The organism is Cobetia sp. MM1IDA2H-1 (assembly GCF_002916775.2).
Taxonomy (GTDB): domain Bacteria; phylum Pseudomonadota; class Gammaproteobacteria; order Pseudomonadales; family Halomonadaceae; genus Cobetia; species Cobetia marina.
In genome coordinates this window covers 1,072,304-1,088,552 of the sequence record NZ_CM133225.1, presented here as the reverse complement: position 1 = coordinate 1,088,552, position 16,249 = coordinate 1,072,304, and the positions used below count along the sequence as shown (strand labels likewise).

The following is a 16,249-nucleotide window of genomic DNA, read 5'->3' as shown; positions in this document are numbered from 1 at the left end:
GGAGCGGTGCGATTCAAGGACGTTTGTAGCCATAGCATCCAGTCCCGGCGACATGGGAGCTACCTTCGCCGTGAGTGTCCTGCTGTCGCGTCTCGCGCTGGGAGCCCTCCACACAGAGACGCATCTCTGACGAGGATGACGCAGGACTCGGCATCGGGGCGGTGGCTTGTGCTGTCGCCGGGATATCGGCCGCGTCGGTCTGGCTGCGGGGTTCATCCAGCATGTCCCAGGCCGTCACCACCCGATTGCGACCGGTACGCTTGGCGCGATACATCGCCTGGTCCGCACGACGGATCAGCTCCGGCAGCAAGGACTCGGCTGCCGTGGCCGGCCCTCCCTGGGCCACGCCGATACTGACCGTGACCCGCAGCAGCTTGCCATTGTTCAATACGAAGGCGCGTCCGTTGATGGACTGCAGCAGCCGGTCGGCCGCGTGTCGCAACCCCTGGCGATCATTGCTGGGGCACAATGCCACGAACTCCTCGCCCCCCTGGCGACAGAGCAGATCACTGCCGCGCAGGTGATGACTCAGACGGCGTGTCAGCTCCACCAGCACATCGTCACCGCTGGCGTGCCCATGCGTGTCATTGATCGTCTTGAAGTGATCCACGTCGATCATCAACACCCCCAGCCCGTCCTCCTGAAGCATGCGTGCGCCCTCCTCCCTGAGCGCAAGCCGCGAGAGGGCCCCCGTCAGCTGATCATGGCGCAACTCCCGCAGATAGCGCTTCTCGCGCCGCTCGGATTCCCACCCCATCTCGATGGCCACCAGGCCGATGAAGGTGACACAGATCACGAGATTGACGATGCTGGCCGCGGCCATGAACTCATAGGAGCCGATGTAGACAGGCCCCGGCAGGGATTGGGCGATCAGATAGAAGATCAGCAGGCCGCCACTGGTCAAGAGACGCGTGATCCGCGCCATCGGCGCGATGCAGATGAAGAAGATCGACAGGATGTGGTAGTACTCGAATCCCGCACCCACGCCGAACTGGTGCTCCCACCATGACGCCTTGAGCGATACCGGCACGACCAGCAGCAGCAACGCGGTCTGCAGATGTCCCCTGCGATGCAGGATGATGGAAGCCACGGTGAGCAAGGTCCCGACCACCTGGGCGACGACGGGCTGCGGGTAGGGCTGCATGCTGAGCAGGGCGAAATAGCCGATGTGGCAACCCAGCGCACTGATGTAGCACCACATGAACAATTGATAGAGCCCGGCATGCCGCTCAGCCAGCCCTCCTGGAGCCGGCCAACGCCACTTCACCCCAGCCAGACCGGTCCTCTCCCCGGCCCGACGGCGATCAGGTTTCGCCATGATTCCTTCCTCTTTGAACTGACACCTTCCATGTGTCCCGTGTGAGAATCTCATACCGTCTGAATGCTCCCAGTCTACCTCACGTTCGAGAGTGAAACGTGATGGCGACAGTCCATGCGCGTCATTCAAGGCATGCAGGAAAGGGGGCATAACGTGACATAACGTCGCCGTTTGACGCGGGAAAGGCATATGGACGTGCCAAGTCTTCGTTGTTGGCGTTTGCGCCAGGGGCCACATCTCGTAGAAGATTTCAGGCAAGAGTGTGAGTGAGGTGCCATCACCTGCAAATGGCAGCCTGATACTCCTGCATGACAGCCAGCCTGATCACGTCTCGCCGACAGGCGCCGCAATCCGATGCCGCCCACCTCAAATGCCATCCCTCTTCCGCACGATGTCCATCCCCCTTCCGCACGATGTCCATCCCCCTCGACATGACCTGGCCGCGCATTGAATGCGGCCCATTATCCGGTGAGGCTGCATGGCGCATCAACCACGGTGGATGCCACGGGGCCGCGCAATGCTCGACGCTCATGCGCGGCGACGCTTGCCTTGGCAGCGCCCTTCGGATTAGGGATGATGAGGGCCATCAGTGATACGCCTGACTGCCGGGCCGGAGCAGCACGACCACAAGGTTCTGCCTCCCGCCACCATCCTTGCCCGTTTCCCCCGCCAGGGGGCAACGGCCTTCATGCAACAAGAGAGTATTCAATGGACGCGACCACTCTGACGCGCGATTTCCACCTGTGGCAGCGTTTCTCCAAGCAGGATCGTCTCGAGCGCGAACACCGTGCTGCCCGTCGCAAGATTGCCGAAGCCGGCACCATGGCGACCCGCATGATTCAGGCCTACCAGAGCATGGCGGCCAAGGGTGCCTCGGAAAACGCCTGCTACCGCACGATCTACAAGCACAAGGATGCCCAGGGGGATGTCCTGGTGCGCGAAGGTTGGCTGAAAGTCCGCCGGATCGTCGCCGAAGGCGGCACTACCCGTCTGCGTGGCACGCTGATCACCACCTTCAGTCTGGCAGATGGCGAGCGGGAGCCTGCCGATGCCGAGGTGGAGAAGCTGACGCTGGAGGTCTATGACGAGATCGTGGCCGGGACTCGCATGAAGCTCGCCTGCAAGGTCGATCGCTGCGATGGCGAGGGTCAGACGGACTTCATCACCTTCCTGGACTCGGTGCGCGGCGACCTGAAAGAGTGGCTGTGATGCCGTGAGCATGCTGGCATCAGGGCTCTGACATGAGGGCTTGGCATAAGGGCCCTGGCATAAGAGCCCTGGCATAAGGGCTTCGACATGAGGACTTCGACATGAGGGCTCTGAAACGGAGCCGGCGGCGCATTGTTGCCAATCCGGAACAACAGCTGGGCCTGCTGATGCGGTGATGAGCTCACTGCCCCCTGCATGAACAAGGCACGACGTGATTCCTGATCCGGGAGGACGCCGTGCCTTGTCACATCCCGCCATCATTCAGCGCAGGATCTTTCACCCCCCCGCCCCATCCGGCTTTCTTGCCAGTCACTTCGCCTCTGTCCCATCCTGCCCGCCTGCTGCCAGACAGGCGTCTTTCCGCGCGCCAGTCACACGCCCGCCTCTCGATCGGGGCCTTGCATCAGTGGTTGCGACAACAGCAACAAGTCGTTACTCCCGGTGCAGGAAACTCCCTTGATCAGCGTGACTCTCATCTTGCAGACGCTCATCGTTCATCAAGTATCGGAGTCATTCCATGAATGCCATCGCCCCATCTGCCTATCACACCCTCGAAGTGAAACCGCTTGAACAGGTCACCACCTCACGCCTGCCTCTCCAGCCTCTGGGCGACATCAACATGGACAGCCCCGCCAGCGAACTGCTGACCGATTTCTCGGTGACCGCGGGTCGCAGCATCCAGGGGAGCGCCTCCATCGGTCAGGCGCTGGCGACCATGAAACAGGCAGGCGTGCGTCTTCTGCTGGTGCATGATCACGACGGCACCTTCACCGGCGTCGTCACCTCCCGCGAGCTACAAGGCGGGCGCGTGGTGATGCGGGCCATGACACGCTTCGATGTGCAGCGTGATGAAGTCACCGTCGACATGGTGCAGGTGCCACGCGCCGAGCTGCACGGCATTGCCCTGTCAGTGCTCAAGCGCGCCAGGGTGGGCGATCTGGTCGAGACCCTGCGTCAGAGCGGAGAATCCCACCTGCTGGTCACGGAAGAGGACAGCGATGGCCACCCCTGCATCCGTGGTTTGATCGCGGCATCTCGTGTCGGGCAGGCCCTCGGACTCCACCTTGAGCATCCCCCGGAAGCCCGCAGCTTTGCCGACATCTGCCGGGCGGTACTTGGCAAGTACGAGTGACATGAGCACTTGGCACCAGACGCCTCAGCCCTTGTCATCAAAGACGCCCATGAATCCAGCGACAGGTTGCATAGATCACTGCGCCAAGGCGCTGGATTCAGGAAATCCTCGACAGGACGGCGTATGATATAGTCGACAGATATCGCTTCAACGCCATCCAACCCGTCTGGCGACCCGCCACTGAAAAGAGGCCAGAAGCTGCCAGAGAGGATTCCCGCCATGCCCTTGAGCTCATTGCGTAATCAACTGTTCAAGCAACGCCACGTCGAGGTGCTTGTCATCAAGCAGATCGACGGCGAACTGTTGCACGTCTGTGGCGTGGGTGTCCTGGAAGGGTCTGGCAGCGTCAACCACAAGCGACGTGAACTGTCCCGCGACAACCACGCCTTCCCGGTGCGCATGCATGAAGGCAACCAGGTCCTTCAACCCCAGGACTTCAATCGTCTGGTGTTGCTGGAAGAGGTACAGCTTCACCCCCGGGGCTGCCGTCCCAGGGAAGCCGTATCGCTGGAGGTGGAGGGCCACCGCTACCGCGTCGCCCATACCCCGATGCGTTGCTGGCACTTCAAGGGCCTGTTGAAGATCGAGCGTACCCAGCAGGGCCTGCTGCTGAGTACCGAGGACATGTCCCTGATTCGTGCCAAGGCGCTGCGTCGTCCCGCTGCCTCGTCGACCAGCAGCGTCTCGCCTGATCGCACGTCGTCGCTTTCCTCATGGCGCAACGGTGACACCAGGTCACGTACCGGGCAGCAAGGGCAGGGAACTGGCACCACGCCACGCAAGACTCCGCTTGAGCTCTACCCCGGGGCTCGCGAGCTGGAGCTCGAGCCGAAATACTGAGCCCCTCTCTGCAACCCGCCTTATCTCACAAGACGCCCAGCCTCTGCTGGGCGTCTTGCGTTGTGGATGCCAGATCGTGAATGGCAGGTCGTTCATTGCACGGCGTGCCTTGCATCATGGGTATTGCATATTGGTCGGAACCCGCAAGACAGTGCGGGAGGATGACGGTATTCTCGCAGAACTGTCCAAGCGTTCAGGAGGTTCACTGCCCCTGTCCGCCCGCGTTTCATGACTCTCCTTCACTTCAGGATAGGCCTGCCTCATGCGCCGAATGTCCGTCCCGCTGTTTCTGCTCATCCTGATACTGGTCGCCCTCAATCTACGACCGGCGCTGTCCTCGCTGGCCCCCCTGCTGGATCGCATCACGCAGGATCTTGGCCTGAGCACACTGGCCGCCGGCCTGCTGACGACTCTGCCGGTGATATGCCTGGGACTGTTCGCGCCACTGGCACCCCGCCTGGCGGGGCGACTGGGGGCGGAGCGTACCTTGAGTCTGGCGCTTGTCATCCTGGGAATCGCCTTGTGGCTGCGCGCCAGCGACCTGACCCTCCTTCTCTATCTGGGGACCTTGCTGTGCGGTGGCAGTATCGGTATCGCGGGCACCCTGTTGCCCGCCATCGTCAAGCGCGAACATCCCGAGCGCGCTGACCTGTTCACCGGTGTCTACACCATGGCGCTATGCCTTGGCGCCGCCCTTGCCGCAGGGCTCAGTGTGCCGCTGGCCAACTGGCTGGACAGCTGGCAGGCCTCTTTGAGCTGCTGGGCATTGCTGGTGGTGATCGCCCTACCGGTCTGGCGTCTGAGCATGCCGCACCCCTGGCCTCGGCGCCTGCCGGCCGGTCAACATGACGCGCCACGCCTGTGGCACCTGCCACTGGCACGACAGATCACCTTCTTCATGGGCTGCCAGTCATCACTGGCGTATATCGTCTTCGGCTGGCTTCCGTTTCTGTTGCAACAACGTGGCTTGAGCGATGTCGAGGCCGGCTGGCTGATGGCCGCCTCGGTGATGGCCCAGGTACTCACTGCCCTGCTGGCGCCGGTGATCGGGCGCATGGGACGGGATCAGCGTCCCGCCATCCTGCTGCTGCTTGCCTGTTCGGCGGTCGGCTTGCTCGGCCTGATGGTCGGCCCGCTGTCACTGCGCTGGCTGTTCGCCGTACTGCTGGGCTTTGGTCAAGGAGGCAGCTTCTCGATGGCGCTGACCTTGCTGGTACTGCGCAGCAACGACGCTCGCCTGGCCGGGGCGCTGTCGGGAATGGCGCAAGGCACCGGCTACATGCTGGCGGCGCTCGGCCCGCTGGCGGTGGGCATACTGCTTGAATTCACCAATGACCTTGACGTGATCGCCTCGCTGTTCGCGCTGATTCTCATCGCCGCCGCAGCGCTGGGTCTCAAGGTCGGGAGACGTCAGCGCATCTGTCTGCGCGATGATGGCAGCCCCGAGGTCATCGACGGCTGAGTCCTCTGCTGCGCATTCTTCATCTCTTCCCTGCCCCGCCCTTTTGCCCAAGCGGTTGCACGCGCTGACGTGATGTTCGAGCGTGCGCCCGGCGAGGCCTGTTGACGCGAGCGTCCCGCTCCGGCATTCACACGCTGACGTGCTGATGTCAGCCTGCCTGATATCGACCAGACCTGTCATGCACCTCCAAGTGATAGATTCTATCGATTCAACAATTACGATTAATTTATATATTCCGAATGTCTCATTTGGATTATTCCTGCCTGACCCTACCCTCTGAACTCGCGTAGTAAAACAACGTACTTCACGGTACCTACTTCGCGGCACGTACTTCACAACAACAAGCTCACACTCAGAGGTGAAAGCCCATGTCCTGCCCCCGCAACAGACTGTCCTCCTCAGGCTCGGGAGATATCACATGTTGTCATTGATCGGCGTCGCCATCATCGTGGTCGGTCTGGCACTGCGCTTGAACGCTCTGCTGGTGGTCCTGGTGGCAGGCTTTGCCTCGGGACTCGTGGCCGGCATGACGCCCACCGAGATCCTCGGCGCCCTCGGCCAGGCCTTTACCGACAACCGCGCCGTGTCACTTTTCATCATCACCCTGCCGGTCATTGGCCTGCTGGAGCGCAATGGCCTGCGTGACCAGGCCGAGCATCTCGTGCAGAAGCTGCGTGCCGCCAGTGCCGGCCGCATCACCCTGAGCTACCTGCTGCTGCGCAAGGTGACCAACGCCTTCGGGCTGCAGCTGGGTGGGCACCCGGCGATGATCCGTCCGCTGGTCGCGCCGATGTCGGTCGGTGCCGCCGAGCGCGACCTCTCCGAGGAAGCCGTGGCCTCCCCCCGCTTCAAGACCCTGAGCCAGCGCATCCGGGTACTCAATGCCGTCAGCGAGAACTTCGGCAACTTCTTCAGTCAGCTGATCTTTGTCGCCTCGGGCGGCCTGCTGCTGATCAAGAGCGTGCTGGACAAGAGCGGCACCAGCGTCAGTCTCGCGGACATGGCGCTCTATGCCATTCCTACCGCACTCGTCTCGCTGGTCGTGGTCTTCATCCTGTGTCGCCGGCTGGACAAGCGCATCCAGCAGGAGCATCGACTGCTGCGCGAGGAGTATCCCGCCTCCCCTTTGCAGGCAACCCCCGCGTCAGCCCCTGACAGCTACACCACTCCCGTGACGGAGAGCCACTCATGAGCGGTATCGATGCCCTTTACCTGATCACCGGCTTCGCCGTCATGGTGTTTGCCCTTCTGACCCTGACCGACCGCGACCATCCGCGTCGCCTCGGCACCAGCGCCTTCTGGATGATCTTCGGGATCAGCCTGGCCTTCGGCCAGTGGCTGCCCAATGTCGTGGTCGGCCTCGCCATGCTCGCCATGGCGCTGCTGGCCGCCACCGGTCAGCTCGGCTTCGGCAATTACGGACAGCTCAGCGATGAAGCCCGCCAGCAGCGCCGCCAACGTCTGGGGTCTCGGCTGTTCATTCCGGCACTGGTGATTCCCATCGGCACCTTCCTCTACACCCTCACCACCGGGCAGAGCGCACTGGTCGGGCTGGGGCTTGCGACCGTGCTGGCGTTTGCCGTTGCCCTGCTGCTGCTGCGTGAGCGCCCCGGCACCGGCATGCAGGAAGGTCGTCGCCTGGCGGATGCCATCGGCTGGGCCGCCATCCTGCCGCAGTTCCTGGCCGCGCTCGGTCTGCTGTTCGATCAGGCCGGTGTCGGCCAGACCATCGCGGGGCTGGTCTCAAGCGTGGTTCCCGATACCAGTCTCATCGCCTGCGTGATCGCCTACTGTGTCGGCATGGCCGTGTTCACCATGCTGATGGGCAACGGCTTCGCCGCCTTCGCCGTCATCACCTCCGGGATCGGCTATCCGCTGGTCATCGCCCTGCATGGTGGCAATCCCGCCATCGTCGGCGTGCTGGGGATGCTGTCGGGCTATTGCGGCACGCTGATGACGCCCATGGCCGCCAATTTCAACATCGTGCCGGCGGCGCTGCTGGAGCTGGATGATCGCTATCACATCATCCGCGCCCAGATCATTCCGGCGCTGGTGATGCTGATGGCCAACATCAGCCTGATGCTGCTGCTGGCATTCTGATTCGTTCTCATGCTTACCCGCGCATCGATCACCGCCAGCAGTGGCCTGCGGTGATCGATGCCAGTCAAGGAGTCTCCCATGTCCCGTCTGCTTCTCTGTGGTTTCGAGCCCTTCGGCCACGACAGCGTCAATCCGGCACTCAAGATCATCGAGCAGCTGGAGGGTCAGACCCTGGCCCTGCCGAATGGCTCATCGGACAGTGTCGAGATACGCACCTGCCGCGTGCCGGTGACGCGCTACGCCGCGATCGAGAGCGTGGTGGAGGCCATCGAGCGTCACGCCCCCGATACCGTGATCATGCTGGGCCAGGCGAGTGGTCGCAGCGCCATCACGCCGGAGCGCGTCGCCATCAATCTGGATGACTACCGCATCAAGGACAATGGCGGACACCAGCCGGTGGATGAACCCATCGAGGTCGCAGGGCCCGATGCCTGCTTCACCACCCTGCCCATCAAGGCGATGGTCAATGATCTTCAGGCAGCGGGTCTGCCGGCCAGCGTCTCCTATACCGCCGGCACCTTCGTCTGCAACCACCTGTTCTACGGCGTGCAACGCCATCTGGCGGACAGTCCGATCCGCTCCGGCTTCGTGCATATTCCGGCGCTCCCCGAGCAGAGCCTCGATGGCCGACTGCCGACCATGAGCCTGGAGAGCCTGCTGGAAGGCGTGCGCGTCCTCTGCATCAGCGCCATGACCCATCAGCAGGATGTGCGCATCGGCGGTGGCAACATCAGCTAGCCCTTCCGCCGCCACCGCACTCGCTGCTGACCTGGTCATCCCCTTGGCAGCACGTCTCACCCGCCAGCCGGCATGCGTTACAATGCCGGCTTTCCCATTTCTGGCAGGTGGATACGATGACTCCCGAGACACACATCCTGGTGCTGTATACCGGCGGTACGCTGGGCATGGTCGAAAGCGAGCAGGGCCTGGTGCCGGCCGGAGACTTCGATGCGCGTCTGCGAGCAGCGCTGGAGGATCTGCCGCCCAGCCGTCGTGGCCGTCTGCCCGCCTTCACCCTGCGCGAATTCCCGCAACTGATCGACTCCTCCTCGGCGACGCCCGCTGACTGGCAGCAGATCGCGGGCGAGATCGCCGATGCCTATGACAGTTTCGATGGCTTCGTGGTGCTGCAGGGCACCGACACCCTCGCCTGGACGGCGTCAAGCCTCGCCTTCCAGCTCAAGGGCACCGCCCGCCCGGTGATCGTCAGTGGTGCCCAGCTGCCACTGGAGGCCGACGGCAGCGATGCTCTTGCCAATGTCGAACTGGCCCTCACCGCCGCCGCCCAACCGACCCTCAATGAGGTGGTGGTCGCCTTCGGCGGTCAGCTGCTGCGCGGCGTGTGCACCCGCAAGTGGTATACCCAGGATCACCGCGGCTTCACCACTCCCAATGCGCCCCTGCTGGGCGAGTGGGTCGATGACCGTGTGGTGGTCTATCCGGGTCGTCTGATGGATGACCAGGGGCCGGCCTTCGAATTGCCGGATTACGCCTGCCTCGGCCAGGATGCCATCATCCGCCTGCCGCTTTACCCCGGCATCAGCGCCGAGAGCGTACGAGTGCAGTTGCTGCGCAGCGAAGTGAAGGGCGCGGTGCTGGAACTGTGGGGCAGCGGCAATCTGCCGGCGGATGCCGAGCTTCTGGGCGTGCTGGCCGATGCGCGCGGCGAAGGCAAGCTGCTGGCCGGCATCAGCCAGTGTCCGCATGGCCCGGTCAGCATCGGCCACTATGCGGCAGGCGCGGGCCTTGCCACCATCGGGGTACTGTCCGGTGATGACATGACGCTGGAGGCCGCCTTCACCAAGCTGCTGCATCTGGTCGCGCTCAATCAGGATGAGGACTGGCAGCGGGAACGCTTCCTGATGCCATGGGTAGGAGAGCGCGCCAGCGGCCTGCTGTAATCAGATACCGCCGTTAGCTTCATGACAACGAAAAGCCCCGACAGGCATGCCTGTCGGGGCTTTTTCATGCAGTGACTCAAGACTGGCCGACGCGATATCGTCAGCCGCCGCCTCAGCCGGTGTTGCGCAGACCGGCCGAGATACCGGCCATGGTCACCATCAGGGCGCGCGACAGCTCGGCGGAGATGGCGCCATCGGCGTCCCGGTTGCGCTGCAGAAGCTCGGCCTGCAGGCCATGCAGCGGGTCGATGTAGGGGTTGCGCACATCGATGGCCTGACGGATCAACGGCATGTGCTCCAGCAGCGTCTGTTGATCGCGGATCTCCAGCACCACCTTCTCCAGACGCTCGAGACGATCACGCAGCGACTGCCCCAGCTCCTTGAGCGCCGGCTCATCCACCAGACGTTGCTCGTAGTAGGCCGCCGTCGAGAGATCCGCCTTGGACAGCAGCATCTCCAGCATGTCGACATAGGTGGAGAAGAACGGCCAGTCGTTCATCATCTCGCGCAGGATTTCCAGCCCACCCTCTTCCTCGAGCCGATTGGCGAAGGCTTCGCCACTGCCAAGCCACGCCGGCAGCATCAGACGAATCTGGGTCCAGGCGAAGATCCACGGGATCGCCCGCAGCGTCTCGACGCCTCCGTCCTGACGACGCTTGGCCGGGCGTGACCCCAGCGGCAGGCGCGCCAGTGCCGTCTCCGGCGTGACCGAGCGGAAGTAAGGCACGAAGTTCGGGTCCTCGCGCACCACTCCGACATAGGCCTTGTGCGCGACGTCCGCGAGACGATTCATCTCGTCGCGCCATTCCTGACGCGGGGCGGGCGGCGGCAGCAGGCTGGCCTCGAGCACCGCACAGACATAGATCTCCATCGAGCGGCTGGCGATGTCCGGCAGGCCGAACTTGAAGCGGATCATCTCGCCCTGCTCGGTCACGCGCAGGGAACCGGTCACCGAGCCCGGCGGCTGCGAGAGGATCGCCGCATGTGCCGGACCGCCCCCGCGACCCACCGTGCCGCCACGACCATGGAACAGTGTCAGTTCGACGCCGTGCCGCTTGGTGACATCCACCAGCGTCTCCTGGGCACGATACTGTGCCCAGGCCGCCGCCAGCTGGCCGGCATCCTTGGCGGAGTCGGAATAGCCGATCATCACTTCCTGACGATTGCCGGCGTGCTTGCGATAGATCGGCATGCCCAGCAGCGTGTCGATGACCGGGCCGGAGCGATCCAGGTCGTCCAGGGTCTCGAACAGCGGCGCGATGGGCAGGCGCACATCACCGCCCACCTCCTTCATCAGCAGCGCCACCGCCAGTACATCGGAGGCCTGGCCCGCCATCGAGATGATGTAGGTGCCCAGCGCCTCACGGTGTTCACGCGCGATGACCTTGAAGGTATCCAGCACTTCGCGGGTATCGGTGGAGCATTCCCAATGACGCGGGATCAAGGGGCGCTGACCGCCCAGCTCCCTGGCGAGGAATTCACAGCGCTTCTGCTCATCCCACTCGAAGTAGCTGCCCATGCCCAGCGACTGGGTCAGCTCGTCGAGCACCTGGGCGTGGCGCGTACTTTCCTGACGGATGTCGAGCTTGGTGAGAGTCACGCCGAAACAGGCCACGCGGCGCAGCGTGTCGAGCAAGGCGCCATTGGCGATGGTGTCCAGTCCCACGTCACACAGCGAGCGGTAGCAGGCCAGCAGCGGTGCATAGAGCTGCTCACGCGTCTCGATGATGTCGAGCCCCTCGTGACGCTTGCCGTCCAGGCCAGCCTTGGCCCAGTCACGGGTGCTTTCCATGCGCAGGATCAGACGCCGCAGGATCTCGCGGTAAGGTTCCGCCACATCGCCGGCCTCGGCACGCAGCGCCGCGGAGCACTTCCACATGGAGAGCTCGGACTTGAGCTGCTCGAGATCCCGCAGGTAGAGATCCGCCGCCATCCAGCGACCCAGCAGCAGCACGGTGCGGGTGACCCGCGCGGTGACATTCGGGTTGCCATCGCGGTCGCCCCCCATCCAGGAGGCGAAGCGCAGGGGCGCGGCGTCCAGCGGCAGACGCTCGCCGGCCGCCTCCAGCGTCATCTCGTCCAGCTGACGATGGAAGTCAGGCACCGCCTGCCACAGCGAATTCTCGATGGTGGCAAAGCCCCACTTGGCCTCGTCCACCGGGGTCGGGCGCTCGTGACGGATCTCGTCGGTATGCCAGGCCTGGCTGATCAGCTCAGAGAGGCGTGCACGCGCGAGCGTCGCCTGTTCCGGGCGATCACAGGCACCTTCCATCTGGGTCAGGCAGCCTTCGATGGCATCGTACTTCTGGATCAGGGTACGGCGGATGACTTCCGTCGGGTGGGCCGTCAGCACCAGCTCGACGCGCATCGCCGACAGCTCCTCGACGATCTTCTGGGCACTGAAGCCACGCTCACGGATACGCGTGATCAGCTCGCCCAGATCCGGCTGACTGCCGGGACGATAATCCTCGACACGCTTGAAGCGGCCGCGGTAGTGCTGCTCGGCGATGTTGGAAAGATTCAGAAACTGATTGAAGGCGCGGGTGACCGGCAGCAGATCGCTGTCGGGAAGGTCGCGCAGGTAATCGATCAACTCGCGACGGGCCGCGAGGTCGCCTTGCTGGCCTTTCTTGGCCAGGGCGCGGATGCGTTCGATACGCTCGACGAAGTCATCGCCGAGATCGGCCGCGATGGTCTGGCCGAGGTTGTCCCCGAGAATGCGCACATTGTCGCGCAACGATTCATGCAGGTCGTGACTCATGCAACCCTCCTTGGGAGTGACGGTGCCGCCGCGGGAATCATCCCCTGTCATCAGGGGCATTCAATTGACAGATCCATGACGGGCTCGCGGCCCGTCGCAAGCCGTGCGCCATCTGACACGGAGACTGGCACAGAGATCTGACGCATGCCCCAAACGAAAGGCCCGCGGCGCAGCAGACCGGAAAGCAGGACAAGGCACTTGCCCTGATCGCTTACCATCAGCATACGACCGCGGGCCTTGGCTCCACAATCCGACTATCGCGTAAACTTACTACATTTTCTTTCTGCCGCCTGACGACGGCATCACATCACCTGACAAGCGGAGTCACCGCACGCGCGTTCGACGAGCCATCCTCGAGGCTCTCGGACTGACTGGCCGCCCGCTCCCGGCGCTTGGCCTCATCCCAGTGCGCATCCATCTCGGCGAGACTGGCCTCCTTCAGCGAACGCCCCTCTGCCGCAATCGCGGCTTCCACATGACGGAACCGGGACGCGAAACGGGCATTGGTCGCCCGCAGCTGCTGCTCCGGGTCCGCCTTGAGCGTCCGCGCCAGATTGACCACCGCGAACAGCAGATCCCCCACCTCCTCACGCGCATGGGCCTCATCGCCCTCGGCCAGCGCTTCCTCGACCTCGCCGAGTTCCTCGCGGATCTTGTCCAGCACACCGGCAGTGTCCGGCCAGTCAAAGCCCGAACGTGAGGCCTTCTTCGAGAGCTTGGCCGCCCGCGTCAGCGCCGGCAGGCCCAGCGGCACGCCATCCAGCACGCTGACGTCAGCGGCCTGGCTGGCAGATGGCTCGCCGGACTCCTGCTGCTTGAGGGTCTCCCACTGGGCATTCAGCGACCCTGCGTCCACCTCATGCGTGGCGATGCCCTCACGGCGCGAAGCCAGGGTGCCATCCGGGAAGACATGCGGATGGCGGCGCAGCATCTTCTCGGTGAGCACATGAATGACGTCATGGAAGTCGAAACGCTGCTGCTCGCTGGCGATCTGGGCGTAGAACACGCCCTGGAAGAGCAGGTCGCCCAGCTCCGCCGGCAGCTCGTCGAGTACCTCGGCATCTGCCGCGGCCCGCTCGATCACGTCGGCGACTTCATAGGCCTCCTCCAGGGTGTGCGGCACCAGGCTCGCGTAGTCCTGCTTCAGATCCCACGGACAGCCGTACTGCGGGTCACGCAGCACGGCCATCAGAGTCAGCAGGTCCTCAAGGCCATGGCGTCCGGGGGGAGTTGCGGCACTCATGACTTGTTGCCACCGACCCGCAGGCGCTTGACGTCGATGATGTTGGGCAGCTGCTGGATACGTGCGAACACGCGTCCCAGCACATCGAGGTTCTCGACCTCCAGCGTGATCCTGAGCGTGGCGATGTTGTCGAGCTGGTCGGTGCGCGTATTGACCGACAGCACATTGACCTTGTCGCCACTGAGCACATTGGTGACATCGCGCAGGAGCCCCGAGCGGTCCCAGGCCTGGATCTCGATATCCACCGGATACTGGCTGCGTGACCGCTGGCCCCAGTCGACATCGACGATGCGCCGCGGCTCGTCCGAGCGCAGCTGGATCAGGTTAGGGCAGTCCTGACGATGCACCGTCACGCCACGCCCCTGGGTGATGAAGCCGGCGATCTGATCCCCCGGCACCGGATGGCAGCAGTTGGCCATGGTGGTCTTCAGGTTGCCGACCCCCAGCACCATGACGGCGTCCGGCTTCTCCTTGCCCTGCGGCTTGCGCTGACGCAGCAGGCGCTCGAGCTGCTCCTGATCATCGGTGTCGCCGAACAGCTGCTGCGCCTGATGCAGCACCTGGCCGACCCGCAGGTCCCCCGCGCCGATGGCGGCGTACATGTCATCACGCGTCGGATAGTTGACGGCGTTGGCCAGCTTGTCGCGATCAAGGTTCTCCAGCGCCAGACGCGAGAATTCCTTCTCGAGCAGCGCCTTGCCCTCGTCGACGTTCTGATCCCGCGCCTGGAGCTTGAACCAGGTCTGGATCTTGGCGCGAGCGCGCGAGGTGCGCACATAGCCCAGGTTGGGGTTGAGCCAGTCACGACTCGGCCCGCCCTTGGTGGCCGTCAGGATCTCGACCTGCTGGCCGGTCTTGAGCTTGTAGGTCAGCGGCACGATACGGCCGTCAACCTTCGCACCACGACAGCGATGCCCCACCTCGGTGTGCACGCGATAGGCGAAGTCGATGGGCGTGGCGATCTTGGGCAGGTCGATGACGTGCCCTTCCGGCGTGAAGACATAGATGCGATCAGGCGCCACGTCGGAACTCAGGCCCTGACGGATGGACTCCTGTCCCCCGCTCTCGCCGACCTCGTCCTGCCATTCGAGCACCTGACGCAACCAGGCGATCTTGTCCTCGTAGCTGCGACTCTTGTGGCCGACGTCGTGGCCCTTGTAACGCCAGTGGGCACACACGCCCAGCTCCGCCTCCTCGTGCATGTCGAAGGTGCGGATCTGGATCTCGATGACCTTGTTGCTGGGCCCGACCACTGCGGTGTGCAGCGACTGATAGCCATTCTTCTTCGGATTGGCGATGTAGTCATCGAACTCGTGAGGCACGTGGTGCCAGCGCGAGTGGACGATGCCCAATGCCGTATAGCAGTCACTGACGGTGCCGACGAGAATCCGCACCGCACGCACGTCATACACCTGCGAGAAGGCGATGCGCTTGATCTTCATCTTCCGCCAGATGGAGTAGATGTGCTTGGCGCGGCCGGCGACATCGAAGTGCTTGATGCCCTGATCGCGCATCAGACTGCGCATCTCGACCAGCAGATCGGCGATGTAATGCTCACGCTCCAGACGCTTCTCGGCCAGCTGCTTGGCGATGTTCTTGTACTCGGTCTCCTCGCGGTAGCGGAAGGACAGATCCTCCAGCTCCCACTTGAGCTGACCGATGCCAAGACGGTGAGCCAGCGGGCCATAGATGTCGAAGACCTCATTGGCGACCCGCATGCGCTTCTCACGCGGCGCATCCTTGACGTGACGCAGGGCGACGGTGCGCTCGGCGATCTTGATCAGCGCGATGCGCACGTCATCGATCATCGACACCAGCATCTTGCGCAGGTTGTCCTGTTGATCGTGCTGCGCCATGCCATGACTGGGCGCCTGCAACTGACTGATGGCGGCCATGTTGAGCACGCCCTCGATCAGGCGTGCCACCTCGGCACCGAAGTGCTTGTCGATGGCCTCAAGCCCCAGGTGCCCCTCACGCACCGCGCGATAGAGCACTGCCGCCACCAGCGCAGGCTGGTCGAGTTTCAGCTCCGAGAGGATATCCGCCATCTCGAGACTGAAGCGGAAACTGACCAGCGGCTCACGCCAGGGCTTGTCGCCACGCGCATCCGCCTCACGCGCCACCTTCAATGCGACTTCACAGGCTCGCACCATGACCTCGGCATTCACCGACGGGACTTCCTCGCGCAGTCGCGCGACCCACACCGGGATGTCCACACCACCGCTATCGGTCAGCGGCTGATCTTCGCGCACCTTGACCATGACCCTATGTCCTTGAATATCT

General features: G+C 63.6%; 12 protein-coding genes. 8 read left to right on the top strand and 4 right to left on the bottom strand.

Going from position 1 to position 16,249, the window contains the following annotated elements; all coding sequences use genetic code 11:
- Positions 1-13: 13 nt before the first annotated feature.
- Positions 14-1,318, bottom strand: coding sequence for a GGDEF domain-containing protein (locus BOH68_RS04665; RefSeq protein ID WP_170877343.1), 1,305 nt, complete (start codon positions 1,316-1,318; stop codon positions 14-16).
- A 708-nt stretch (positions 1,319-2,026) separates the two neighbouring features.
- Between BOH68_RS04665 and BOH68_RS04660 the strand changes: the two genes are divergently transcribed.
- The 8 genes from BOH68_RS04660 (at position 2,027) to BOH68_RS04625 (ending at position 9,962) form a co-directional block, all read left to right on the top strand.
- Positions 2,027-2,527 (top strand): hypothetical protein, encoded by a 501-nt coding sequence (locus BOH68_RS04660; protein ID WP_077372220.1) that lies wholly within the window; start codon positions 2,027-2,029, stop codon positions 2,525-2,527.
- Between the two features lie 517 nt (positions 2,528-3,044).
- Positions 3,045-3,659, top strand: coding sequence for a CBS domain-containing protein (locus BOH68_RS04655; RefSeq protein ID WP_065392490.1), 615 nt, complete (start codon positions 3,045-3,047; stop codon positions 3,657-3,659).
- Between the two features lie 219 nt (positions 3,660-3,878).
- Positions 3,879-4,499, top strand: a complete 621-nt coding sequence (locus BOH68_RS04650; protein ID WP_077372217.1) for a hypothetical protein — start codon at positions 3,879-3,881, stop codon at positions 4,497-4,499.
- A gap of 262 nt (positions 4,500-4,761) precedes the next feature.
- A complete protein-coding gene (locus BOH68_RS04645; RefSeq protein ID WP_077372213.1) occupies positions 4,762-5,961 on the top strand; it encodes an MFS transporter in 1,200 nt (399 codons plus the stop codon).
- A gap of 418 nt (positions 5,962-6,379) precedes the next feature.
- Positions 6,380-7,153: a DUF969 domain-containing protein gene (locus BOH68_RS04640; RefSeq protein WP_077372210.1), complete on the top strand. Its 774-nt coding sequence runs from the start codon at positions 6,380-6,382 to the stop codon at positions 7,151-7,153.
- Entirely contained in the window at positions 7,150-8,061 is a 912-nt protein-coding gene (locus BOH68_RS04635) for a DUF979 domain-containing protein (RefSeq protein WP_077372207.1), read from the top strand. The genes BOH68_RS04640 and BOH68_RS04635 overlap by 4 nt, the downstream gene beginning before the upstream one ends.
- Positions 8,062-8,139: 78 nt before the next feature.
- Positions 8,140-8,799 carry a pyroglutamyl-peptidase I gene (pcp, locus tag BOH68_RS04630; RefSeq protein ID WP_077372204.1) on the top strand — a complete coding sequence of 220 codons (660 nt, stop codon included), beginning with the start codon at positions 8,140-8,142 and terminating at the stop codon, positions 8,797-8,799.
- Between the two features lie 116 nt (positions 8,800-8,915).
- On the top strand, positions 8,916-9,962 hold the full coding sequence (locus BOH68_RS04625; protein ID WP_077372200.1) for an asparaginase: 1,047 nt from the start codon (positions 8,916-8,918) through the stop codon (positions 9,960-9,962).
- Positions 9,963-10,074: 112 nt separating this feature from the next.
- Here BOH68_RS04625 and ppc read toward each other — a convergent pair whose 3' ends face one another.
- From ppc to relA, 3 genes are all read right to left on the bottom strand, one after another.
- The gene (ppc, locus tag BOH68_RS04620; protein ID WP_077372197.1) at positions 10,075-12,723 is read right to left on the bottom strand and encodes a phosphoenolpyruvate carboxylase; all 2,649 of its coding nucleotides are present in this window, start codon (positions 12,721-12,723) and stop codon (positions 10,075-10,077) included.
- Positions 12,724-13,030: 307 nt separating this feature from the next.
- The gene (gene mazG, locus BOH68_RS04615; RefSeq protein ID WP_077372194.1) at positions 13,031-13,966 is read right to left on the bottom strand and encodes a nucleoside triphosphate pyrophosphohydrolase; all 936 of its coding nucleotides are present in this window, start codon (positions 13,964-13,966) and stop codon (positions 13,031-13,033) included.
- Positions 13,963-16,227: a GTP diphosphokinase gene (gene relA, locus BOH68_RS04610; RefSeq protein WP_077372191.1), complete on the bottom strand. Its 2,265-nt coding sequence runs from the start codon at positions 16,225-16,227 to the stop codon at positions 13,963-13,965. The genes mazG and relA overlap by 4 nt, the downstream gene beginning before the upstream one ends.
- Positions 16,228-16,249: the final 22 nt, after the last annotated feature.

Coding starts and splice junctions, on each gene's coding strand:
- BOH68_RS04665 (WP_170877343.1), bottom strand. CDS start 1,318: ATGGCGAAACCTGATCGCCGTCGGGCCGGGGAGAGGACCGGTCTGGCT.
- BOH68_RS04660 (WP_077372220.1), top strand. CDS start 2,027: ATGGACGCGACCACTCTGACGCGCGATTTCCACCTGTGGCAGCGTTTC.
- BOH68_RS04655 (WP_065392490.1), top strand. CDS start 3,045: ATGAATGCCATCGCCCCATCTGCCTATCACACCCTCGAAGTGAAACCG.
- BOH68_RS04650 (WP_077372217.1), top strand. CDS start 3,879: ATGCCCTTGAGCTCATTGCGTAATCAACTGTTCAAGCAACGCCACGTC.
- BOH68_RS04645 (WP_077372213.1), top strand. CDS start 4,762: ATGCGCCGAATGTCCGTCCCGCTGTTTCTGCTCATCCTGATACTGGTC.
- BOH68_RS04640 (WP_077372210.1), top strand. CDS start 6,380: ATGTTGTCATTGATCGGCGTCGCCATCATCGTGGTCGGTCTGGCACTG.
- BOH68_RS04635 (WP_077372207.1), top strand. CDS start 7,150: ATGAGCGGTATCGATGCCCTTTACCTGATCACCGGCTTCGCCGTCATG.
- pcp (WP_077372204.1), top strand. CDS start 8,140: ATGTCCCGTCTGCTTCTCTGTGGTTTCGAGCCCTTCGGCCACGACAGC.
- BOH68_RS04625 (WP_077372200.1), top strand. CDS start 8,916: ATGACTCCCGAGACACACATCCTGGTGCTGTATACCGGCGGTACGCTG.
- ppc (WP_077372197.1), bottom strand. CDS start 12,723: ATGAGTCACGACCTGCATGAATCGTTGCGCGACAATGTGCGCATTCTC.
- mazG (WP_077372194.1), bottom strand. CDS start 13,966: ATGAGTGCCGCAACTCCCCCCGGACGCCATGGCCTTGAGGACCTGCTG.
- relA (WP_077372191.1), bottom strand. CDS start 16,227: ATGGTCAAGGTGCGCGAAGATCAGCCGCTGACCGATAGCGGTGGTGTG.